Source organism: Silvimonas sp. (assembly GCF_031291215.1).
GTDB classification, from domain to species: domain Bacteria; phylum Pseudomonadota; class Gammaproteobacteria; order Burkholderiales; family Chitinibacteraceae; genus Silvimonas; species Silvimonas soli.
The window spans coordinates 1-22,564 of record NZ_JARLJK010000142.1; the positions used below are offsets into that span (position 1 = coordinate 1).

A 22,564-nucleotide genomic window follows, 5' to 3' on the forward strand; every position below is an offset into this window, starting at 1 on the left:
CTGCAGCGGAGAAACCGAACTATACGGACCAGACCGGCACCCGTCAACACCTTCCTGCAACATTCTTCACCCCGCCTGCACAAACCCCTGATCCGTAAGAATATTTCTTTCAGCGATCATTGCAGTCCCGTGACAGACCCCCCGCGCCACCCCGCAAAACACGGCCTTCTCCCCTGCTTCAGCACCTCTTCCCGCACCGTAAAACACCCCAAAACCACAGCAAAGCGCCCAAAAACCACAGCACCAAAGCAAAAGCCGCTCTGGCGAGCGGCTCTTTGTTGCGTGAACCTCACATATATATCTGGGTAGTCCGTATATATAGCGGGTTCTCAAGGTACTGCGATCAAACCTCCCGGTTGGACCCAGCCACCACCTTGAACTCATACAAGCGGCAATCCAGCGCGCCGTTATAGATTGGTGTGCGTTTGGTGGCGTTCAGGCGGATCAGTTTCGGCAAACGCATATCTGCTGTTAACAAATAAGCGCGCCAGCCAGAGAAACGTTGCTTGAGCGAGTCACCCAGTTGCGGATAAAAGCCGGCAAGTTTTTCCAGTTCGTCCAGCCGCACGCCATAAGGTGGATTTGAGATCAGCACGCCTTCGTCCGCCGGTGGTTGCGCCAGCAAGACGTCGCCCACTTGCACCTTGATGTAATCCTGCACGCCAGCCGCTTCGATATTGCGCATTGCGCTATCAATGGCATGGATATCCCGATCACTACCCACAATCGGGAACGTCAGCTCATGGCGTCGCGCCGCTTCGCTTTCCTGCTTGCACTGTTGCCAGAACGCGCGGTCATAGCTGGAGAGCTTCTGGAAGCCAAATTCACGCAGTCGGCCTGGCGCCATATTCAAGGCCATCATCGCGGCTTCGATCAGGAAGGTGCCGCTTCCGCACATAGGATCAAGCAACGGCTCATTGGCGTTCCAGCCTGCCAACGCCAGCAAACCGGCCGCCAGGTTTTCGCGCAGCGGTGCTTCCACGCTTTCCTGGCGATAGCCGCGTTTGAACAGCGGCTCGCCCGACGTATCTATATATAGCGTGGCCAGACGATCAGTCAGGAACACGTTGATGCGGATATCCGGGTTATGGGTATCCACACTCGGGCGCTCATCGGTGGCGGCGCGGAAAATATCGCAAACCGCATCTTTCATTTTCAGCGCAATGAAATCAATACTGCGCAAGCCACTGCGCTGGGCGGTGACATTCACCTTGATGGTGCGCGACACATCAAACAAGGCTGGCCAATCGGTGCGCGAACCCAACCGGTACAGATCAGCCTCGTTACGATAAGCGCGCTCATCAAGACGCAGCATGATGCGGCTGGCAAAACGTGAATGCAGATTCACTACATACATCAATTCAGCTTTGCCTTCGAAGGCCACTCCGCCCTCACCGGCCAGAACCGCATCCGCACCCAATCGAGTCAGTTCATCCGCCAACAGTTGCTCCAGGCCACGCGGGCAGGGGGCATAGAAGTGTTGAATGGCAGTCCAGTCAAACGCATCCGGGGCCACCGCTGGTGCGGCATGGCGCGCAGTGCCGCCACCCTGCGCAGGTTTACTGAAAGAACGCGCGCTGGCCGGGCGTTCATCGCGCCGTGGTTCTGACTGGCGTTCGTCACGGTTGAAGCCACCACTGCGGTCGCGTTCACCAAACGATTTCGCACCATACGGTTTTGGCGCATTGCGGTCGGCCGGGCGATCTTGTGACGGGGAACGATCACCGTATGCCGGTCGGTCACTTGGCGCACGTTCATCCCGACGTTGCTCCGGTCGACGCTCATCACGATTGAAGCCACCGCTACGATCGCCAAACGACTTGGCGCCGTACGGCTTGGCTGGACGGCCTTCTGCCGAACGATCTTGTTGTGGAGACCGATCACCATAGGCAGGTCGATCAGTTGGCGCACGCTCATCCCGGCGTTGCTCTGGTCGACGCTCGTCACGATTGAACCCGCCGCTCCGGTCGCCAAACGATTTGGTGCCATACGGCTTGGCCGGGCGGCCTTCTGCCGAACGATCTTGCGACGGGGAACGGTCACCATATGCTGGTCGATCACCTTGCGTACGTTCATCTCGCCGTGGTTCTGGGCGACGTTCGTCCCGATTGAAACCACCAGTCCGATCCGGAGCAGGCTTGGCACCGTATGACTTCGGCGCCTGGCCGCTGAATGAGCGTTCTTGCGATGCCGGCCGGGCGTGGGGTTTATCGCCGCCACCTTGCTCGCTGCGACGCGTATCCGGGTTCCGCTCATCACGGCTGAACTGACGCGGCGGGCGATCCCCGGCTGGGCGATCATCACGGCGCTGGTCTGGTCGGCGTTCGTCACGATTGAAACCGCCACTGCGATCACCGGCCGGTCTGTCGCCGTACGGTTTGGGTGAGCGCGGACGGCCATCATCACCCGTCGCAGTCACTTTGGCATAAGGCTTGCCGCCACCGCTACGCTCATCACGCTTGGGACCGGAAGGGCGGCGTTCGTCACGACCACCTGCCGCGGCAGTTTTATCGCGAAAAGTCGGGTCTTGCGCATAAGGTTTACTCGCCTGGCCGCCGGAAAATGCCGCAGCACGACCAGCCGGACGCGCCGGGCGCCGGGCATTGCCCCCCGCGGTTTGGGCTTCTGTGGGCGGCAATTTCAGGGTCTTTTTATCACTCATGTTTTGTATCCAGTTCAAACCGCCCGATCAGGGCAGCGAACGGCGCAACGCGGCAGGCAGTTTAGCCCGCACCAGGCGGTACGACGTTTGTATTAGTTCGGCCAGCAATGTGTCTGGCAAAACCGTGGGCGCATCAAGCGCAATCCAGCGATGCCGCGCCAAGTAAGGCGCCGGGCATACACCGGGATAATCAGTCAGTTCCAGAAAGCGTTCGGCTTCTACCTTGAACGCCACTCCGCCGGCCTCGCGCACCATGGCAAACATCTTGCCGCCGATGGAATAAACCTGGCTGGTTTGCCATTTCACGTCGAAGGTCACGCCAGGCAAAGCCGCGCACAGTGCCTGAAACTGCGCAGTATTCATAGATATTGTTCCTGCCCGGCCTTTTGACTGAGTTGGTCCATGCTTTGGGCCAGCCCCGCCAACGAGGAAGGCAACTTACCTGCCAACAGCGTTTCGAGCTTGCGGCGATCCGCATCGGTTAACGGCAGGCGATGATCACATTGCATCAGTGTAGCCTCATCCATCTGCCAGGGTTGCCATATACCGCCCGTCTGGCTGGCCAAAGCACCAGCCTTGAGTGCCAATTCGATTCCCCATGGATCGCAATCACAGCTGATGCGCACCGGCACTTTTGCCAGCGCCAGCAAATGCCGCACGCTATCCAGCCACCAAGGCGCTACATAACCGGGCAGCCAGATCACCAACTCACTCGCGCCCGCTTGCTGACAGACACTGGCAAAGGCGGAGAGGTTCTCCACAATAGTGATTTGCTGTATGCCGATGATCTGATCGCACGTTGCGACATTGGCAGGCGTCATGGCCACATGCTGCGGCAGGAGCGACAAATCCAGCATTACCCAGCCGTTTGCGACCAGCGTGCAATTGCCACCCAGCGTCAACAGCGGTGCATGCGCCGAAATACCGCAAGCGGCCAGATCAACATGCTCATTGAGCCACTGCCACTCGGCGTCGTGGATGAGCCGGGTCCGCGAGCGAACAAACTGCGCAAACTGACTACGTGTGCCACTGCGGCCCTGAGCCAACCATTGCGCCAGGCCGTCGCACAACTGCCGGCGCGACGGCACGAACTGGCTGGTGCTGCCAGCCAGCGCTAAAGACAGCGCCAGCAAGCGCTCATCCGTAACACTCATCCAACGCTGGTTTTCGCGTTTGGCTTTTTCTGCCGCCGGGTCAGCCAGGCCCATCTCTTCACGCAGCGCAGATAAATCACGCCATGTGAGCGATTTTGGTTGCCAGGAACCCGGCGCAATCCGACTGCTGACTTCTTCGATCTCGATCCAGCCGCGCAGTAACAAACCCAGCAGAGCTTCAACGGCCAGATGTTGACGCTTGGGACCAGCCCAATCCAGCAAGACCATCCATTTGGGATGCTCGGACCGCGTTTGTTTGAGCCACTCCAGCAACAAGGCGCGTCGTTCGCGCGGCCAATCAGCCAATGATTGCGGGGCGTTCAAAGCAGCACGCAGTCGGCGCTTCTCTGGCGCGGCATCACGCCCCGGCTCACCAAGGCTTAGTATTTCAATACCGGGCTGCGACTCATGTGCACGCCAGTCTTGCGTCCCCTCATCCATCGCGCTGCGGGCTACTCCGACGTCAGCGGCGCACGCACGCGCCGCCGCGTTTGCGCGATGATCGGCGCCCAGGTTTCACCTGGCTGTTTCTTGCGGGTGGTCAGCGTCAGTTCGCTTGGGCCATAAACATTGGTGTTATGCGTCAGCGGCGTGGTGATCAGGTACTGCGCTTGCGTGGCTTTGAGGAAGCCGCCAACCCGGTCGATGTTGAAGATATCCAGGTGGGCAAATGGCTCATCAATAAACACAAAGCCAGACGGATTGGCTTCATCCATCATCAGGCTGATCAGCATGATCAGCGACTTCATCACCTGCTGCCCGCCCGATGCCTCACCATCATTCAGACCCATCATGCCTTTCTGGTCAAAGTTGAAGCGCACGGTGAGACCGGCCTGCGACAGTACCAGATCATCGTTATCCAGATGAGGTAGATCAGTCTCGACCTCAATGCCCGACAACTCGCCCAAGCGTTTCAGATTGCGGCCATAGGCGCGAACGGTAGCTTTGAGCTTGTTGATATAGGCACCGCGAGCTTCATCAGTCAGCAGTGCGGTGCGCTGGACTTCATTACGATGTACCAGCGTATCGTTCGCCAGCGCGTTGTAATCGTCAGTCACCTTGTCACGGCGGGCGATGATGGTCGGATCAGTTTCCCAATCGATCTGTGCCAGCCGTTCACGTTCGCGCTCAACCATATGCAGCACTTCACGCGAGCTGCCGTATTTGTCTTTCAGCGCGCGCATATGCTCACCCACGCGCACGCGTTCTGGCATCTCGGCCTTGGCCTGACGCAAATCGCGGATACGGCGGCTTTGTTCATCGCGCTGGCGGGCCAGTTGTTGCAGTTCCACCTCAACCAGGCCGTTCAGGCGATCACGGCGATCTTTGAGTTTTTCAAACGCCACGCGACCATCTTCACGCGAGGTACGCGCTTCTTCCCAGCTGGCTTGGGCGGCGGCCATGGCGGCGCCGGCTTCTTGCACCCGACGTTGTTCTTCCGGCCATCGCTCGGCCACGGCAGCAAATTCATCCTGGCGCGCAGCCAGTTGCACCACGGCTTGCATACCCATCAAAGATTGCTGAATGGCGGAAATATCGCGCTCCAGTTCCACCAGCTTGCCTTCGTCCTGCAGCAGTTGGTCGTTCAGATCACGCAAGCGGCGGCTGGCTTCGGTCAAACGTGACTGGCGAGCCGCTTCGCCGAAAGCGTAATCGCCCGGCCGCGCCGAGATATCGCGCGCGCCACGGCGTTCTTTGTGATAACCCTCGCGAGTAATCCAGTCGCCATCCAGATCTTTACCGTCTGCCACCGATTTGGCGCGTTGGGTGCGATTGAGCAAACCCACCAGCCAGCCCGGCGCATCGGCTTTGAAATCGACCACCTCCAGAATCGAGTTGCGATTGGCCGTGCCGATGCTTTCACGCTCGGGCACAATGAAATGGCGATATTTGAGTTGCTGACCAATCTCGAATGCGCGCTGCCGGTCCGCGTAGCGATTCAGCAGAATGATATGACGATACGGCGCCAGCAACGCCTCCACCGCGTCTTGCCAGCTGTTGTCGCTGACCTCAACAATTTCAGTTAGCAGTTGATGCGGGATACCGGCTTCATCCAGCGCCGCGCGCATGCGGTTGACGAAGTCTGGATGCGGCTGACGACCTTGCTGCAACGAATACTGCGCTTCGGCCAGTTGCTGGCGCTCATCCTTCATCAGTTTGATGGACTGCTTGAGCTGGGCCGCCGCTTCCCGCCGCTCGCCCAGCCGGTCATTCAGTGCCACGCCATCGGCACCATGTTCCGCCTCGGCCAGATTGCGTAAACGCTCGGCTTCTTTCATGGTTTTTTCGCTATCGCGGGCAGCGTCACGCGCTACCTGGAAAGCGGCGTAGGCTTCGTCGTGTTCTTTACGGGCGGTTTCTTCGCCGGACTGGGCATTTTCCTGGCCGGTGGCGATCTGCCGATACTGGGCGTCCAGCGCGTCCAGTTCATCCTGCTTCTGGCGCAAGCCTTTACGTGCGCCACGGAACTGGTTGATATAGCCGCGCAAGCTTTCCCACTGCTCCACGTACTTGAGTGCCGGTACGGCTTGTTGTTCCAGCTTTTCGATATCCAGTTGCAGCGAGCGCCATTCCAGATGGTTATTGGCGCGCAGGCGCAGGCGTTCAACATCCAGCCCGACCTGGCTGAGCTGCTGTTCCATCTTGCCCAGCTCACCCTCGGCTTCTTTCAGACGCAGCTTGGCTTCGGCGTAATGATCCAGCACCTGCTTGTCGCCAAACACCTGGAACACCAGGTCCAGCAACGCTTTAGGCGAGTACTCGCACAGCTTGTCGGTATCGCCCTGCTCCAGTGCCAGTACTTCGGCAATGGCCGGGGTCAGCCCGGCTTGCTCCAGCCGACGTTTGTATTCACCGACACCCAGCCACTGCACGGCGGATTCGGTATCGGCGTTCATCGGGACATCGCCTTCGGCAATGGCGTACTGGCGTACCCAATCGCCGCCTTGTTTCTTGATGCGGCAAAACAGCGTCACCTCATCTGAGGTGGCCGGAAAAAACAGATACGGAAACAAACCACCCGCTTGCTTGCGCGGATTGGACACCACGCCGCGCAGCCAGGCGTAGTTTTCGCGGTTGTTACGCACATAGCGTTTGTAATCGCGCCGGCCGGAACACTTGAGCGCCAGCAGCGTACGCAAGGCATCCAGTAGCGTGGTTTTGCCGGAGCCGTTCGGGCCAACGATGGTGACAATCTGAGCATCCAGCGGCACGCGAATGGCGCGCCAGAAATCCCAATGGATCATTTCGAGTTCGCGAATCTGGAACATATTCTAATTACGCCTCTTCTTCAGACTCGGACTGCGGCAGGTTATCGGTGGCCAGATCAGCCTCTGGCTCATCCGCGTTATCGTCATCAACCGCGATGCGGGTGCCGGTCAGCTTGAGCACTTCGGCCAGCGCACCTTCAATAATGCGTGGCGCCAGTTTGGCGTAGTCGATCATCAAATCCAGCAACGGGCCTTCGTGGATCATCTTGTTGCGGCGGATGACAAAACCCAGCTTGGCCAGTTGCCCCAGATTCATCGAGAACCGCGATTTACCGCCGAGTTTTTTGCCAAAGTCAGCGTAGACCGCGTCTTCCGGAATGCCCGGCGCAATTTCGTCACCACGAACAATGGGTTTCTCGGTGACGAACATATCGGTCTGAGTGTCGCCAGCCTCGCTCGCCCGGGCAATCTGCCGCTCGCGTTTGGGCAGAATGATCAGCGCCCACACCACCACCAGCAAAGCGATGGCGTCACGCGGCAGACCCATATTATTGGACAGCCAGTTCTCGCCCTCGCCAAACACCCAGTCTTCCATCTCGGGCTTCAGGCCCACGGCGATGTATTCGGCGTACGGGTTTTCCAGCAACTGCAGGCCGCATTCTTCCAGCCGCCGCTCCAGGCTTTCGCGGAAAACCTCGTCGATCAGCGCGCGCCGCGCCAACGGGTCTTTGCGCGGAATAAAGCGATGCGCCAACAAGCGCGCCAGCAGGATATTGAGGGCTTGATCCATAGTTCTCTAGTTCAATTCAGCCAGTTGTTCTGTCATTTCGTAGCCCGGATGAAACGTAGTGAGAATCCGGGGTGGCAATGCTTGCCGCGGCGGACTCTGCGCAACATTCATATTCCCAAGCCTGCATACTTTCTTGTATTGCTACCCCGAATTCCCGCTTACGCTCCATCCGGGCTACGGGGCCAAACTAAAGCGGCCTTACCCAACCGCGTGTCAGCGTCGCCACCTGGGGGTGATCCACTTCGTCCACGATGTCTTCAGTCACAAACGCCAATGGCAACTTCACCAGATCGGCCACAATGCTTTGTTCCAGCGCAGCTTCCTGGTCGCCCAGCAGGGACAATAACGACAAGCGATACGCGGTTTCAGGGTATGTATCTGCCAACACGGCCTGAGCCAATGTGGTTTCCACATCTATGCCTTGCAGCAGGGCAAACAACTCTTCGGCGTGGATCAAGCGTTCGGCTTCAACAGCGGTCATCGCCGGGGAAATCTCGGATGAAGGCAGATCACTGGCGACGATTTCATCACGCTCGCGTTCCAGCAATTCAAACTCGGTCACGTCCAGCAGAATATCGGACATGGCAAACGACGGTTCGGGGTGGAAGGTGAGCAGGTCACGACCCAGCGTGGCCAGTTGTTCTTGCGTGCGTTCGCGCAGCCAGTCAGCCACGTTGGTCGAGGTCAAACCCGATTGGCCAAGGTGAACGCGCTGGGCGGCGAGTTCGGCCAGACGGCGCTGGAACACGCCAGTCATACGCAGCATGCGGCCTTGCGCCAAAGCAATCGCCTGCGCCACTTGCTGCACCTGGCGATCACCCGATTCATCTTCCAACACGGAGCGGACCACGTCTGTGCCCTTCTCCACCCACTTCCATACGCTTTCGAGCTTGGCGCGGGCATTGCGAATCTGGTATTCCGATTGGGATTCGAGCGCTTCTTCAAAATTGCGGTGTAGTTCGTTCAGCCGCGCATGCAAATGCTGCAGGGCTTCAGGCGAGACATTACCCAGCGCTTGACCAGCCGCTACCTGAGCGGTGAGATAACCGAGTTCGGCATCGCTATCGGCAAACTGGGTGAGCGTGGCGATGGCGGCCAAGGCAATACGGGCCGATTCACTGAGCGAATACAGGCTCTCGTCGCTATCCCACACCAGCAAGCCGTTTTCACGCAGGCGCTTGAGCACAGTGTCGCGCTTGACCGGGTTGATATACGAGAAATGCGTTTCGAGTTCTTGCGGGCTCCAGCGCGGCGCGTCAGCGCGCGAGCCAATCACCCGCAAAATCAATAGCCGCACCATCACTTCATCGTCACCACCACGAAATAGCGTGATGAGGGCATTGAGGTATTCGCGAGCGCGCAACAGGCTGGCCAGTGGCCCTAAGTCAGCCGGGTCAAATCCGGGCTGGAAAAACTCGGCGAGCGGTGATTCCGTATTGATCATGCGGGGCAGCGGGCCGTTTTCAAAGATGGGGTATTTTACGCGGGAAGCCGCGTGCGATGGGTGGTTATGCGACCGATTGACGTGTTGCCAACGTCTGGTCGATGAGCGCGGTCACATTGCCGTCGGCCGTAAACTTGCGCGCAAACAGCGTCGGACCGGACACCAGCTCGGCGACATCTTCAGTTTCAAAGGTAGCGGGTGACCAGGCATCAGCTTGCCAACGGATGGCGTGATGGTTGTGTTTGACCAGATGCGGCGCCACACAAGTGGCCATCAACACGGTTTGCACAAACATTTCGTCGGGCACGCTGGTGGTCTGAAAGAACCGGACAACTGACGGATTACGATCAACAAAATCGGTCAGTGCTTTGCAGGCATCGGCGGACAAACACCACCATTGAGAGCCTGCCCATACTTGGGCGAGTGGCGTGGGCAGACGGCGATGCAAACCCAGGCGTCTTGCGCCACGCTGCAACTTTTGGAGGGCTTTGCCCAGCGGCTTGCCATTAAGACTTTCGGGATGAAATGCTTGCCAGCGATGGCGCACGTCGAACTGCGCTTGCGAGCGCACGTCCAGATAACCCAAGGCGTCCGACGCACCTAGCCGGGCAGCGATCTGCGCATGAGTTTTGACGGGGTAGTCGGCGCCAGACAGCAGTATCGCCCAATCAAAGCCTACGGCCTGCGCCGCAGCAAGCAAATCCAGCGTTGCGACGACCAGCGAAAAACCACCCCAGCCACACGCTCGCCGTGCAATGAATTGCACATCCGCGTTGGCGGGCATCGCGGCTTGCATTGCCGCGAATGTGGCATCGCTGGTTTTGGCATCGATATGCAGATAGCACCGCACACCGGGCCCCTGCAGACGCGCAACCAACCGACCCAACTGGGCCGGATGGTCGTGCGCGAGGATCAGGTAAGCAATCTGCAGCGGTGCCTGTTGTTGCTCAACCAAGCGCTCAACCAACCCGCTCAGGCCTCGTCGCCATCAACATGCAGCAGGGCAGCCGCGCATTCTTCTGGCGTCAGCCCTTCGCAAACATTGGGTGCCGGAGCCGGTGCGGCTTCAGCGGCGTGCGCCATTTGTTCTTTCTTGAGCGCACGGGCGGCGTCCAGATAATCCATGATCGCCCAGGTCAGGCCACGGCAACCTTCGCCGGTCAGACCGGAAATGGTAAACAGGCGACGCTGTTGCGGATCAAACGGCTTGTACGGATCAGGCTCGCCACCATCCCAGCCATAGGCTTCGAGGAAGTCTTTCACGCGTTGATCGCGCTCTTCTTCCGGGATCATGTCCAGCTTGTTCAGCACCAGCCAGCGCGGCTTGTCGTGCAGTTCTTCATCGTACTTGCGTAGTTCTTCAACGATGGCCTTGGCTTCAGCCACCGGATCGGTGCCTTCATCAAACGGCGCCAAATCAACGATGTGCAGCAACACACCGGTGCGGGTCAGATGCTTGAGGAAGCGATGACCCAGACCAGCGCCTTCTGCCGCGCCTTCAATCAAACCGGGGATATCGGCAACCACAAAGCTGCGGTTGTCATCGATACGTACTACGCCCAGATTCGGGTGCAGCGTGGTAAACGGGTAATCGGCCACTTTGGGCTTGGCGGCAGAAACGGCGCGAATGAACGTGGATTTACCGGCATTGGGCATGCCCAGCAGGCCAACGTCAGCCAACACTTTCAGTTCCAGTTTCAGTTCACGGGTTTCGCCTGGCTCGCCGGATGTGGTCTGGCGTGGCGCACGGTTCACGGATGACTTGAAGTGGATGTTGCCCCAACCGCCCTTGCCGCCCTTGGCAATGCAGATGCGCTGACCGTCGTGGGTCAAATCGGCAATGATTTCATCGGTTTCGGCATCGGTAATCACCGTGCCCACCGGCATGCGCAGTTCGATATCGTCGCCCGCCGCACCGTAGCAATCGGCACCGCGACCGGACTCACCATCCTGCGCTTTGTATTTTTTGACGAAGCGATAATCGACCAAGGTGTTGATGTCTTCATCCGCCACGGCCCACAAGCTGCCGCCACGTCCGCCATCGCCGCCATCCGGGCCACCACGTGGGATGAATTTTTCGCGGCGCATACTGGCCGACCCTTTACCACCCTTACCGGCGATAACTTCGATTCTGGCTTCGTCAATGAATTTCATGATGAACTCTGAGTGTGAGGCATGAGGGGCGCGGTGCGAGGAGTAAACACCTGGCTGATCGCATCATGCGCGAACAGCCCCCGGAAAAACCGGACCTGGCGCCTTCGTCTGGTGCCACCGGTCCTCGACATTATACAAAGTGACGGGCAATAAGTTTCAAAGTGGTTCTCACTTGACGCCTTATCAAGACCCCACCCCTTACAAACAAAAAGCCCTATCACAGGGATAGGGCTTTTTCAGGAAATGACCCCGTAGCGATTAAGCTACTTCGATCACTTCGCCTTCGTACGGCTGAATGGTCACAGTGCGACGTTGTTGCGCGCCCTTGATCACAAATTTCACGTAACCGTCGACCAGCGCGAACAAGGTGTGATCCTTGCCCATACCAACGTTGTCACCAGGATGGAACTCGGTGCCACGTTGACGCACGATAATCGAACCGGCGTTGATCAGTTCGCCACCGTAGGCTTTTACGCCCAGACGTTTGGCGTGCGAATCGCGGCCGTTACGGGAACTACCGCCAGCTTTTTTGTGTGCCATGGTTGTTAGCTCCTGTCTGAATTACGCGTCGATAGAATCGATGCGAATTTCGGTGTAGTTCTGGCGATGGCCTTGATGTTTCTGGTAGTGCTTACGACGGCGCATCTTGAAGATGCTGACCTTCGCGCCACGACCATGAGACACGACCGTTGCCTTGATGGCAGCGCCGGCGACCACAGGGGTCCCGATCGTCACTGCATCACCGTTTGCCACCATCAATACTTCATTCAGTACGATCTGGCTGTCGATGTCTGCAGCAATCTGTTCTACTTTAAGTTTTTCGCCGACGACAACTTTGTACTGCTTGCCACCGGTTTTTACGACTGCATACATTTAACAAGCTCCAAAGAGTTTGCACCCAAAAAACTGCACTACTTGCGCAATACAGCCCTCCGCCCTTGCGGAAGAATCGGCGACTATACGCTGGACTCCTTTACCCGTCAAACACTTATCGCATTTTCCGGCTACCGTTCAGGGGGTCGGCAACGCCTTGCCAAAAACTGAAATCAAAACAAAAAATGGCCGCCCGCCTTGTTGCAACACAATCGTGGTCGAAGCATGTACCTGAACCATGCTAAGATTTCGCGTTTACTTAATACCCAGTTCAAGCGAGGCGCTCGTGGCAATGGAGTTGGTCAAATCGGTCGTCGACCAGGATATGACGGCGGTTGACGCCTTGATTCGCAAACAGCTCTATTCAGATGTCGTGCTGGTGCGCCAGGTCGGTGAATACATTGTTTCTTCCGGCGGCAAGCGCCTGCGGCCCATCCTGGTGCTGCTCACCGCCAAAGCGCTGGGCTATCAAGGCGAACATCACCACACTCTCGCTGCGGTAATCGAGTTCATCCACACCGCCACTTTGCTGCACGACGATGTGGTCGATGAATCATCGTTGCGCCGTGGCCGCGAAACCGCCAACGCCCTGTTCGGCAATGCCGCCAGCGTCCTGGTAGGCGATTTCGTTTATACCCGCTCGTTCCAGATGATGGTTTCCGTTGGCTCCATGCGCGTCATGGAAGTGCTGGCTGAAGCCACCAACATCATTGCCGAAGGCGAAGTGCTGCAATTGATGAATATCGGTAACGTCGATATCGATGAAGCCGGCTATTTGCAAGTTATTCAATACAAAACCGCCAAGTTGTTTGAAGCCGCATCCCGCCTTGGTGCGATCCTGGCTGGCGTCGATGCCGATACCGAAGCCGCCTTTGCCCGTTACGGCATGCACCTGGGTACTGCGTTCCAGATTATCGACGACGTACTGGATTACTCCGGCCACACCGAAGAGATCGGCAAGAACCTGGGTGACGATCTGGCTGAAGGCAAACCAACACTGCCATTGATCTATGTCATGCGTAACGGTGATGAGGAACATGCCACCGCCGTACGCGAAGCACTGACCCATGCCAGCCGTGACCGTTTTGATGATGTCAGCCGCGCAATTCACGCCACCGGCGCACTCGAATACGCCCGCAAAATTGCCACCGAAGAAGCCGCCCGCGCCAAGGCCCAATTGACTGGAATACCAGATAGTCCAGCCCGCCAGGCCTTGCTGGCGCTGGCAGATCTGGCTATCTCCCGAAACAGTTGACAGCCCCCAAGTCGGCGGAGATAATCCCGTTTCTTCGCAGCTTACAAGCCTGCGCAGACACCCAAGTCGGGGTGTAGCTCAGCCCGGTGGAGCGCTACGTTCGGGACGTAGAGGCCGGAGGTTCGAATCCTCTCACCCCGACCAGAAATTCACCTGTTCATACAGGCATAAAAAACCGCACAGTCCACTGTGCGGTTTTTTGTTTTATGGCCTTTGCATCCAATCTGCTTCAAATCCAGAAATCGGGCTACCGTCCTGGCCACATAAGACTCCTTCCCGTTTGAGGCTTGACGGCAGATTTGCTCCCTTTACCTATATTGAATATGAGCGGCGGATGCAATACCGGTTCGGTTTTTTCAATATGCGACAGGGGCGTAACCAGTTGTGCGTCTACGATCATTTTTCAGGTTCCCACACGTTTCCCAACTGGCCACCAAGCGCTGGTTGCTGGGCGCAGCCCTGCTGGTCCAGGCAGGCGTAGCCGCTACCTATTTGTTTGTCGAGCACAACTGGATTGAAGCAGGCGTAGTACAGAGTCTGAAAAACGTGTCGTCGCTGCATCTGCGCAGCTTTGAGCAACTTGAGACGACGTTGAATTATCAGCTCGCGTCGGTCGCTGAAGCGGTGCGAATTGCCGGGGTCAACAGCGATAGCCTGCGGACCAAAGAAGTCTTGCTGAGCAATGAAACGAAACGCCAATGGCTGGATACCATCATTGTTCTGGACCCGACAGGCAAGATCATTGCCCTGGACTCTCAAGTACCGGTGGCATGGGTACTACCGCCTGCCGTATTGGCAAGTTACTCCTTTAAGGATTCGCCCCAATACCGGTTTATCTATGATCGCTGGATCGAATCTACCTCTTTTTTTATTTCCCGCCCGTTCGCTGACGGATTGGGTGAAGGGGGAATGGTGACGTACCGGATGATCAAGTCCCCCGATGGCGAGCCGTTGGGCAGCGTGGTGGGCTTTACCAGCCGGCGCACCCTGTCGGTTTTGCTCAATACGGATGCCGCACGCGGTTTTGAACTGGGCAAAGATGGTGTCCTGGCCATTCTTGATCACAACACGCGCGAAGTGTTGTACCGCTATACGTATGCGGAAGACCCCGGCGAGGGGCATAAAACGGGGTTAGAGGACATCGGAAAGTCGCTCTTGAAGACAATGAGCAGTCTGGCGATTGTTGATCACCAGGCAAGCGAAGCCTCGCGTCGCTATTCGTTTGCAGGTGGGCCGAAGGGCAAACGGGCCAGCAACCAAGCGAAAGCTCACGCTGGCAAACGATTGGAAGCGCCTTTTTTCAAGACACCACGTATGGCCCGGATGTGAAATTCTACCTCTCCCCGTTTGACGGGCTTGAGCGGCTCGCCGTATTGGCACCGCTGCATCATGGGCAGTGGCTGCAATTGGTCTCCCAGAGCAAGGACGAATACCTGTTCAACTGGCGAATCCAGATGGTTATCTCGGTCGCGGTATTTGCGTGCCTGGCAGTTCTGCAATGGCTCCTGGTAGGTGTTTTCCATCAGAATCAACTCCAGCGAAAAGCCCTTGAATACGATGCCATGCATGACGTCATGACGGGTCTGGCCAACCGGCGCCATTTCTTCAGTTGGGTGGCAACGGTGCGCCAGCAAGCTGATCGCTATCAGCAACCATGGAGCGTGCTCGCTCTGGATGTCGACCACTTCAAAAAGGTCAACGACACCTACGGCCACGATGCGGGAGATGTGGTGCTGTGTGCGCTGGCCGCCATTTTGCGGGCCAACGTGCGCGATTGCGATATTGCCGCGCGTTTTGGTGGAGAAGAATTCATCGTATGCCTGCCCCAGACCGCGCTAGCCGGTGCCGCGATCGTGGCTGAGCGTATCCGCCTGGCGCTGGCGGAAAAAGCCATCACAGCCACCGAGCGGGAAATCCGCTGCACCGTCAGCATAGGCATTGCCGAGTACCAGCCGCAATCTGATCTGGATATTGACGAGATATTGAAACAGGCGGATGGCGCACTCTACCGTGCCAAAGCCTCAGGGCGGAATCGGGTGGAACTGGCTACCATCTGACTGGAGCACCAGTTGCCTGGCGAGCAGGTTTGACCCGCCATGCAGACATTGCTCATCTGTAAAACCACCCATTTTTTGTGGTAGTTGTTCGCAGCAAGTATTTTCCTGCGGGTGTCAAAATTCGCCCAATCTCATTTCGAGATGCAGGAGATAACCGTGAAAAAGCCTGTCTTTATTCTTGCCGTATCCTCAGTATTTGCTTTGCCGATGGCCTTGGCCAACGAAACAGTCGTGATTCAGCAACCCGTACCGGTTTATGCACCTGCGCCCGCTCCTGTTCTACCCGCAGGTGGCGTGTTTATGGGCATGGCGGTTGGCGCAGCCATTGCGAACAATAACAACGATGAAGTCAATGTAAACGTCAACCGCTCCACCAACATCCAGCGTGACCACGTGCAGCACTACGATCGCAATACATCGGTCAATACCAGTCGCGAGGCCCCTCGGCCACGGCGACAAGGTCGTAACCGATAAGCGCTGCAGCCGGGCATGCTGCCACGCTGGCTATTGGCAAGCTGCGTCGGCCATATCCAGGCCGCCCACGCTTTGTTGTTTTGCAAGCGCACAACTTTAGCCAAAGTAGGCGTTGTAATGCCATCAGGCGCTCAAGCGTGCTCTGGAACGGCTGGCATCGGTCCGCAATGGCACCCTGTTCCCCAATGTCCCTGCTGACAGGTGTCACACGCTTTCTGCAGCGCTTTATTGGCCCACGGCGGGGCTATCTGATCAAACGCCCAGTCACGCTATCCGCCATTGCAATCGTCGCCCAGGCGATTGCCACTCATTACCTGACTCAGGGCTATCCACTGGCCCGCTTCTTTGCGCTTGAAGATGCCGACACGGCCGGAAATCTGATCGTTGGCGTCTTCGAGGGATAATCCCACCGGGTTCCCGCTTGAGGCTATCCACCTGATTGCCCAATGGTTTCTCTGCACTCCTCTAGCCAGATCCGGCACAACGAGAACCACCCCACGGATTGGGTTACAGCCCCTTCCTGGTTGAGCCGTGATGGGAATATTTGCCCCCGGATTCCCCGCGTTTCCCTCTTTTTGCTCAGAGGCGCTCAGATACGTTTTCCTGAAATTCTGTAAAACATATAGATGTGCCGTTCGGTTTTGTTAATGCCTTGGTGTGATCCAGAAATTGCATGGTCATAACGCGCACTGGAATCCGGGTGCCGTCAGGCCTGCAGAAATGCTCTGCGCGCAGACTGCGGTCACCCGTTCATTGTCGCTGACGGAGGTGTTCATTCTCCGGCCCGGCATTTAACGGTCCGTTTATATGAGTGTTTCTTTCCGTGCGTCTACGATCCGCCCTGCTTTCGTTATTTTCTGGCCTGCCCGGCAAACGCTGCCTGCTGATACTTGCCCTGCTTGCGCAAGGAAGCATGATGGCGGCGTATCTGTTCCTGGAACGTGACTGGATTGAAGCCGGCGTGGTGCAAAGCCTGAAAAACGTGTCGTCGATGCATCTGCGCAGCTTTGAACAGCTAGAGACAACTCTGGATTACCAGCTGGCGTCGGTCGGCAATGTGGTACGAGCCGAGGGCTTCTCCGGGTATAGCCTGGGGGAAAAGAAACAATTGCTAAGCAAAGAAACAAACCATCAGTGGCTGGATACCATCGCTGTCCTGGACCCAACTGGCAACATCATCGCAATGGACTCGGGCCCACGTGTGACATCAGTCCTGCCTCCCGCCGTTTTGGCTCAGCACTCCTTCAAGGATGCGCCCCAACACCGGCGTATTCTTGATCACGGGGTCGAGTCTGCCGTATTTTTTGTTTCACGCCCGTCTGCGGCCGACTTGGGTGGCGGCGGACTGGTTTCGTACCGGATGATCAAGTCGGCAGAAGGCCAGCCGCTAGGCAGTGTGGTCGGGTTTACCAGCTTGCGCAGCTTGTCTGTTTTGCTCAATACAGATGCAACACGAGGTTTTGACCTGGGCAAAGATGGGGTGTTGGTCATTCTTGATCAGCTCTCGCATGACGTACTGTATCGCTACGCCCATGCCGGGGACCCGGCCACGGCACACAAAGGGGAGCGACAAGCCATCAGTGGCGCCTCTTTCCGGAACTCCCGCTATGGCCCGGACGTGAAATTCTATCAATCCCCATTTGACGGCCACGAGCGACTTGCCGTCCTGGCCCCGCTGCACGATACCCGGTGGTTACAGCTCGTCGCTGCGAGCGAAGATGTGTATCTGTTTAACTGGCGCATTCAGGCTGCCTTCACCACGCTGGCGTTTATCTGCCTGTGTATCATGCAATGGCTTTTGTTGGGCTTCTTCCACCAGAACCAGGTCCAGCGCAAAGCGCTCGAACACGACGCCCAGCATGACCTCATGACGGGTCTGGCGAACCGGCGGAAGTTTTTCAACTGGGCGCAGACCGTTCGGCATCAGGCCGATCGCTTCGAACAGCCATGGAGCGTTCTGGCGCTGGATGTCGACCATTTCAAGAAGGTCAACGATACCTACGGTCATGACGCTGGTGATGCGGTGTTACGCACGGTTGCGGATATTCTGCGGGCCAATGTGCGTGATTGCGATATTGCCGCACGCTTTGGTGGCGAGGAATTCATCATTGCCCTGCCGCAGACTGAACTGCATGGTGCAGTGATCGTTGCGGAGCGTATCCGTCTGGCGCTGGCCGAAAAAGTCATTACCGTGAACGGGCGTGAAATCCGCTGCACGATCAGCATCGGCGTTGCCCAATACCAGCCGCATTCGGCAATGGATATCGATGAGGTATTGAAACTAGCTGATGCAGCGCTTTATCGCGCCAAAGCGTTGGGGCGGAACCGGGTGGAACTGGCAGCATCCGCCATCGACCGCAATTGCCGCAAGCCAGCCAAAGATATGGGCAAGGTCTGCCTGGCGCCATAATCAAGAGCACCAGGAAGCACTTGGTCTAGATATCCACCCCGGTTGGCGCTTTATCCATCACTGGCGTGGGGCCAACCGCCTCGACAATCGCTTGCATTTGCTGAGCCAGCGCGCAATCCAGCGCTGCAACCAAAGTATCCCGAACGGACGAAACGCCCTGTCTCAAGATCAGGTTGTCCTCTAGCGCGGCGGCTCGCAACTGCACTTCGCGGGCACCAATCAACGCCGCCAGTCCTTTCAAAGTGTGTGCAAAACGCTCGGCCGTTTGCTGATCATTACGGGAGAGCGCATCACGAATTTCCCGCGGCGTATCCGACTGATTTTTAACAAACGCTAGCAGAGTCCTCAGGTAGCGTTCGCTACCCCGTGAGTGGAACCAGCTCGTCGTCGTCTCCAATCCCGCTATTTCCAATTTTTGTCCCACATCTTTCCAATGGCCATATCTGACGACCTGATTTGCTGGATCTGCCTATGCCGATTTCTTCCCCAAAAACGCCAACGCGATAGCGCGCTTGAAAGTCGTCAAGATCGCGGCGCGGTGAGCTCCCGCGAAGCATTCGGCAACCGTTAATGGCGGTCCGTCTGGCGAAGTATTTGGGATAATTCGGCGCTAGATGATCTGGCCGGGGCAGGCCAGATTTCGTGTAAACGTGGTGCGAGCGTGGGCACGCCTATCCGCACGCGATAAATGGCGTGATTTGCCTGGCTGGCCCGATGATTACGCGACAGCCCAGGCATCAGCCAGCAATACCCGGTTTCCGCCTGATTGCTTGGCTCGAGAGAGCGCAGTGCTGGCTCGTTTCGCGGCACTGGCCAAACCGGCATTCAAATCCGGCCGGGATTGCGCCACACCAATACTGACGGTGCAGCGAACCGTGCGATCGAAAAATGAAATCGCCTGTTCAGCCAAAGTACGCCGTATACGCTGTGCCACGCTCAACGCATACCCTTCCGTTGCCTGCCACAGGCCAACCACGAATTCGTCTTTGCCAACGTGCGCCGCGATATCACCCTCGCGCAGACTGGCACGCAGGACATCAGCAACGACTAACAACACGAGGTCGCCAGCGTCGTAGCCTGCGGTGTCATTGATCTGCTTAAAGTAATCAAGATTCAGAACCAGAATGGCGTACGGCAATTCGCCACAAGCCAGCAGTTCTGCGCTATTGAAGAATTGCTGTCGGCTATACAACCCGGTGACCGGGTCGAGCGCAGAGCAATGCTCGGGGATGTTGATATCTTCCATGGGGGAATCATCTCAAACCGGAGCAAGGGATAAGCTGAGCAAATATGAGCAAATCGCCGTTGGCAGATGCCTCTTTCTGCATTTAGCGACAACTATTACCGGCTAAAGTGAGAGAGGGCCTCTCAGCGCATGGGAGTGGACCTGGAAAGCCGCCCATAAGCGAGACAGAGCGCTAGCTTGCGAAGCGGAATTCCAGGCTAATCGCGCAACTCTATGGGGTCATGAAAGCGGTAGCCTATATTACGCAGAGTGGTCACCGGTAATTGCAGACCACAGGCTTGCTCGACTTTACGACGCAGGCGCCGCATTTGCGTATCCATGCGGCGCTGATCGTAATCCAGATATCGCTCGCCAAGCGCCCCTACGATGGATTGGCGGGTAACGTCGCCGCCGCTTGCGAGCGCATGCAGCACCACGTAATCTTGCCCGGACAACGGAATGGGTGGAAAACCTGGCGGAATGAGCTGACGCGGGGCGGCTTGCAGTACCCAGCAAGGCAAAGCATCTGCAACGAGGCGTCGGCCCAGCGCTGCTACTGTGGCGTTCAACTCGTCCAGGTCAGCCAGCTTTGAAAGGTAATGATCCGCACCGTCGATCAGACCACTTACTTTGTCATGGGTCGTGTTACGTGCGGTTAGAACGATAATCCCGACCCGTTGACGGGCAGCGCGCAATTGCTTGATCAAGTCCGTGCCATCACCATCCGGCAAACCAAGGTCGACGATGACAATACGGTGCAAATCTGCAATAAACACCTGCCGAAATTCGGCAATGCTTTTCGCCACCGTCACGCTATGGCCGTTCTCGCCTAAATATTCAGCCAGTTCTTCACAAAGAATCGGTTCGTCTTCGAGCAATACCAGATTCATGTCCATCCCGAATGTATTCAGAAATCCCATGTGCAGGATTGTTCGCCACTGCCCTGCCTTTCCAGGCATGTTCGGGCAGAACAGTGCGTCCCCAATCCATATGTCATGGCTCTATTCAATATTACGATACTTATTTTGTGTCGCACTGGTAGTTTGCGGACTTTGCGCGGCATCTTGCGCGCAAGCAGAACCTCAGCCGATTGCCGCAGCCTGGCTCAGGGATAACAGCGCAACGCTCGCGGTAGCAGATGTCGCGCGTGCCACCTCCTGGAACCCACCTGCGGCCTACGTGAATCATGGCTTTACCGCGGCCGCGATCTGGCTTCGCGTGGACCTCGCTCCCGCCAGCGGCCAGACGGTTCTCGAGTTGACCAATCCGTTACTGGAAGACGTCCGGCTTTATCAGTTACTGGGTGACGGTACGTGGCAGGAACAACGCGCTGGCAAGGCGGTACCTCATGCGTTTTGGCCACTGGACACCATCAGCGCCGCGTTTGTCTTGCCCCCATCCGCCGCAAATGCGCATTTGCTGCTGCGCGTCGCGTCGCGCACCTCTCTGACCACCCGTGTGCAATCGTGGTCGGCCAAAGCCTTTTATGTGCATACCGCCCACGAAGCTTTCGCGCACGGCATGTATTTCGGCATTTCTTTCCTGGTGATCCTGCTGCAGCTGGTTTTTTGGTGGTGGACGCGCGAAGCGCTCATGGGCTGGTATGGCGCGTACGCTGCGACCATCCTGCTGGTGGCGATGCTCGCAACCGGATTGCCTCGCGATCTGCCGGGCTCTGTGGCGCTCCCCCTGGGTGGGCTTGCGCTGTGTATTTTGCCGTTGGTGGGGGCGAAATTTTCTTCCCGCCTGCTGGATTTGCGTGCCCATCTGCCACGTTATGACAGATCAATGTCATATGGCCTCGCGGGAATAGCCGGTGTCGCCGCGCTGCTCACCGGTAGCACCTTTTATGCGCTGGGCGTAGGTTTGGCAGCTGTGGCCGCTTTGGTGTGGGCCACGACCACCCAGATCGCTGCGCTGCTCCTTTGGCGCCGTGGCATGCGCAAGGCGCTGTTTTATCTCGCCGCCTTCAGCGTCTTTGATCTGGGCGCTGCTTTGCGCTACCTGCGCAATCTGGGAACACTTCACCCCACCGAGCTCACTGATTACAGCCTGCAGCTGGGCGCATTGATTCATATGCTCATGATGAGCCTGTACATCATCTACCGCTACAACGCGCTGAAACGCGCACTAGCCATCGAACAACTCGCAAATCAGCAGCAACGCGATTTTGTATCCATGGTGTCGCATGAGTTCCGGACCCCCATGGCCATTATCAATACGTCGGCGCAGAAACTGGCCGCCAATCCAGACGGGCCACGCGAGCGATTTTTGCAACGCTGCAACAACATTCGCAATGCCTGCCAGCGCATGAGCAATCTGATAGATGAATATCTGTCGCTGGATCGGCTGGAATATGCAGAACAGCCAATGCGCTACGCGTGGTGCAATCTGCAAGAATTACTGGAAGAACTGGAGGCCGAGTTCCCGGATCGCCAAGTGCATTTGATAACCGGGCAATTGCCTGAGCAGTTTTATTGCGATCGCCAGCTATTGCGCATCGCACTGAGTAATTTGTTAGCCAACGCCAATCGTTACTCTGCGCCAGATAAAACCATTGAATTACATGCCGCGAGCGACGCGGGCGGGCTGCAGATACGCGTCGTGGACCACGGCGAAGGCATTGCGCCCGATGAGCTTGCACGCGTATTCCAGAAATACTTCCGTGGTCGCAACGTCAGCAGCAAACCCGGTGCCGGATTGGGTTTGTTCATGGTCGAGCGCATCGTGCAACAACATGGCGGCAAGCTCTCGGTATCCTGCCCGGCCGGGGAAGGTTGCACCTTTTCGATCTGGCTACCGCATACTGCTAGCCAGTCTTAGACCCGAAGCCTTCGTCGGACGAGGATGCCTTGCT

General features: G+C 57.3%; 20 protein-coding genes and 1 tRNA gene. 8 read left to right on the forward strand and 13 right to left on the reverse strand.

Going from position 1 to position 22,564, the window contains the following annotated elements:
• Positions 1-343: 343 nt before the first annotated feature.
• The 10 genes from P4L78_RS18170 to rplU form a co-directional block, all read right to left on the reverse strand.
• A complete protein-coding gene (locus tag P4L78_RS18170; protein ID WP_309329632.1) occupies positions 344-2,662 on the reverse strand; it encodes a THUMP domain-containing protein in 2,319 nt (772 codons plus the stop codon).
• Between the two features lie 27 nt (positions 2,663-2,689).
• The gene (locus P4L78_RS18175; RefSeq protein ID WP_309329634.1) at positions 2,690-3,025 is read right to left on the reverse strand and encodes an MmcQ/YjbR family DNA-binding protein; all 336 of its coding nucleotides are present in this window, start codon (positions 3,023-3,025) and stop codon (positions 2,690-2,692) included.
• Entirely contained in the window at positions 3,022-4,257 is a 1,236-nt protein-coding gene (locus P4L78_RS18180) for a hypothetical protein (RefSeq protein ID WP_309329636.1), read from the reverse strand. Before P4L78_RS18180 ends, P4L78_RS18175 begins: the two co-directional genes overlap by 4 nt.
• Before the next feature lie 11 nt (positions 4,258-4,268).
• Complete coding sequence (locus P4L78_RS18185; RefSeq protein WP_309329638.1) at positions 4,269-7,085, reverse strand: ATP-binding protein; 2,817 nt, start codon at positions 7,083-7,085, stop codon at positions 4,269-4,271.
• 7 nt (positions 7,086-7,092) lie between these two features.
• On the reverse strand, positions 7,093-7,815 hold the full coding sequence (locus tag P4L78_RS18190; RefSeq protein WP_309329640.1) for a hypothetical protein: 723 nt from the start codon (positions 7,813-7,815) through the stop codon (positions 7,093-7,095).
• Between the two features lie 187 nt (positions 7,816-8,002).
• Positions 8,003-9,259, reverse strand: coding sequence for a hypothetical protein (locus P4L78_RS18195; RefSeq protein WP_309329642.1), 1,257 nt, complete (start codon positions 9,257-9,259; stop codon positions 8,003-8,005).
• A gap of 64 nt (positions 9,260-9,323) precedes the next feature.
• Positions 9,324-10,214 carry a beta-1,6-N-acetylglucosaminyltransferase gene (locus tag P4L78_RS18200; protein WP_309329644.1) on the reverse strand — a complete coding sequence of 297 codons (891 nt, stop codon included), beginning with the start codon at positions 10,212-10,214 and terminating at the stop codon, positions 9,324-9,326.
• Between the two features lie 17 nt (positions 10,215-10,231).
• Positions 10,232-11,413 carry a GTPase ObgE gene (gene obgE, locus P4L78_RS18205; protein WP_309329646.1) on the reverse strand — a complete coding sequence of 394 codons (1,182 nt, stop codon included), beginning with the start codon at positions 11,411-11,413 and terminating at the stop codon, positions 10,232-10,234.
• A gap of 258 nt (positions 11,414-11,671) precedes the next feature.
• On the reverse strand, positions 11,672-11,953 hold the full coding sequence (gene rpmA / locus P4L78_RS18210) for a 50S ribosomal protein L27 (RefSeq protein WP_283150978.1): 282 nt from the start codon (positions 11,951-11,953) through the stop codon (positions 11,672-11,674).
• Between the two features lie 21 nt (positions 11,954-11,974).
• Positions 11,975-12,286 (reverse strand): 50S ribosomal protein L21, encoded by a 312-nt coding sequence (rplU, locus tag P4L78_RS18215; RefSeq protein ID WP_283150979.1) that lies wholly within the window; start codon positions 12,284-12,286, stop codon positions 11,975-11,977.
• A 292-nt stretch (positions 12,287-12,578) separates the two neighbouring features.
• Between rplU and ispB the strand changes: the two genes are divergently transcribed.
• The 7 genes from ispB to P4L78_RS18250 all read left to right on the forward strand — a co-directional run bounded on the left by ispB (position 12,579) and on the right by P4L78_RS18250 (position 18,482).
• The gene (gene ispB / locus P4L78_RS18220; protein ID WP_283150980.1) at positions 12,579-13,541 is read left to right on the forward strand and encodes an octaprenyl diphosphate synthase; all 963 of its coding nucleotides are present in this window, start codon (positions 12,579-12,581) and stop codon (positions 13,539-13,541) included.
• A 67-nt stretch (positions 13,542-13,608) separates the two neighbouring features.
• Positions 13,609-13,685 (forward strand) — tRNA-Pro (locus P4L78_RS18225).
• Between the two features lie 300 nt (positions 13,686-13,985).
• Positions 13,986-14,870, forward strand: coding sequence for a PDC sensor domain-containing protein (locus P4L78_RS18230; protein ID WP_309329649.1), 885 nt, complete (start codon positions 13,986-13,988; stop codon positions 14,868-14,870).
• Positions 14,867-15,598 (forward strand): GGDEF domain-containing protein, encoded by a 732-nt coding sequence (locus P4L78_RS18235; RefSeq protein WP_309329651.1) that lies wholly within the window; start codon positions 14,867-14,869, stop codon positions 15,596-15,598. Before P4L78_RS18230 ends, P4L78_RS18235 begins: the two co-directional genes overlap by 4 nt.
• A gap of 156 nt (positions 15,599-15,754) precedes the next feature.
• Positions 15,755-16,072 (forward strand): hypothetical protein, encoded by a 318-nt coding sequence (locus tag P4L78_RS18240; RefSeq protein ID WP_309329653.1) that lies wholly within the window; start codon positions 15,755-15,757, stop codon positions 16,070-16,072.
• Between the two features lie 185 nt (positions 16,073-16,257).
• Entirely contained in the window at positions 16,258-16,476 is a 219-nt protein-coding gene (locus P4L78_RS18245; protein ID WP_309329655.1) for a POTRA domain-containing protein, read from the forward strand.
• Positions 16,477-16,895: 419 nt separating this feature from the next.
• Positions 16,896-18,482: a diguanylate cyclase gene (locus P4L78_RS18250; protein WP_309329657.1), complete on the forward strand. Its 1,587-nt coding sequence runs from the start codon at positions 16,896-16,898 to the stop codon at positions 18,480-18,482.
• 25 nt (positions 18,483-18,507) lie between these two features.
• Here P4L78_RS18250 and P4L78_RS18255 read toward each other — a convergent pair whose 3' ends face one another.
• The 3 genes from P4L78_RS18255 to P4L78_RS18265 all read right to left on the reverse strand — a co-directional run bounded on the left by P4L78_RS18255 (position 18,508) and on the right by P4L78_RS18265 (position 20,597).
• The gene (locus tag P4L78_RS18255; protein ID WP_309329659.1) at positions 18,508-18,906 is read right to left on the reverse strand and encodes an Hpt domain-containing protein; all 399 of its coding nucleotides are present in this window, start codon (positions 18,904-18,906) and stop codon (positions 18,508-18,510) included.
• A gap of 294 nt (positions 18,907-19,200) precedes the next feature.
• On the reverse strand, positions 19,201-19,728 hold the full coding sequence (locus P4L78_RS18260) for a GGDEF domain-containing protein (protein ID WP_309329661.1): 528 nt from the start codon (positions 19,726-19,728) through the stop codon (positions 19,201-19,203).
• Positions 19,729-19,925: 197 nt separating this feature from the next.
• Positions 19,926-20,597, reverse strand: coding sequence for a response regulator transcription factor (locus tag P4L78_RS18265; RefSeq protein ID WP_309329663.1), 672 nt, complete (start codon positions 20,595-20,597; stop codon positions 19,926-19,928).
• A 100-nt stretch (positions 20,598-20,697) separates the two neighbouring features.
• Between P4L78_RS18265 and P4L78_RS18270 the strand changes: the two genes are divergently transcribed.
• A complete protein-coding gene (locus tag P4L78_RS18270) occupies positions 20,698-22,530 on the forward strand; it encodes a sensor histidine kinase (protein ID WP_309329665.1) in 1,833 nt (610 codons plus the stop codon).
• Positions 22,531-22,564: the final 34 nt, after the last annotated feature.

Excerpts from the sequence above, each read along its gene's own strand:
- P4L78_RS18170 (WP_309329632.1), bottom strand. The coding sequence starts at position 2,662 with ATGAGTGATAAAAAGACCCTGAAATTGCCGCCCACAGAAGCCCAAACC.
- P4L78_RS18175 (WP_309329634.1), bottom strand. The coding sequence starts at position 3,025 with ATGAATACTGCGCAGTTTCAGGCACTGTGCGCGGCTTTGCCTGGCGTG.
- P4L78_RS18180 (WP_309329636.1), bottom strand. The coding sequence starts at position 4,257 with ATGGATGAGGGGACGCAAGACTGGCGTGCACATGAGTCGCAGCCCGGT.
- P4L78_RS18185 (WP_309329638.1), bottom strand. The coding sequence starts at position 7,085 with ATGTTCCAGATTCGCGAACTCGAAATGATCCATTGGGATTTCTGGCGC.
- P4L78_RS18190 (WP_309329640.1), bottom strand. The coding sequence starts at position 7,815 with ATGGATCAAGCCCTCAATATCCTGCTGGCGCGCTTGTTGGCGCATCGC.
- P4L78_RS18195 (WP_309329642.1), bottom strand. The coding sequence starts at position 9,259 with ATGATCAATACGGAATCACCGCTCGCCGAGTTTTTCCAGCCCGGATTT.
- obgE (WP_309329646.1), bottom strand. The coding sequence starts at position 11,413 with ATGAAATTCATTGACGAAGCCAGAATCGAAGTTATCGCCGGTAAGGGT.
- rpmA (WP_283150978.1), bottom strand. The coding sequence starts at position 11,953 with ATGGCACACAAAAAAGCTGGCGGTAGTTCCCGTAACGGCCGCGATTCG.
- rplU (WP_283150979.1), bottom strand. The coding sequence starts at position 12,286 with ATGTATGCAGTCGTAAAAACCGGTGGCAAGCAGTACAAAGTTGTCGTC.
- ispB (WP_283150980.1), top strand. The coding sequence starts at position 12,579 with ATGGAGTTGGTCAAATCGGTCGTCGACCAGGATATGACGGCGGTTGAC.
- P4L78_RS18245 (WP_309329655.1), top strand. The coding sequence starts at position 16,258 with ATGTCCCTGCTGACAGGTGTCACACGCTTTCTGCAGCGCTTTATTGGC.
- P4L78_RS18260 (WP_309329661.1), bottom strand. The coding sequence starts at position 19,728 with ATGGAAGATATCAACATCCCCGAGCATTGCTCTGCGCTCGACCCGGTC.
- P4L78_RS18265 (WP_309329663.1), bottom strand. The coding sequence starts at position 20,597 with ATGAATCTGGTATTGCTCGAAGACGAACCGATTCTTTGTGAAGAACTG.
- P4L78_RS18270 (WP_309329665.1), top strand. The coding sequence starts at position 20,698 with ATGTCATGGCTCTATTCAATATTACGATACTTATTTTGTGTCGCACTG.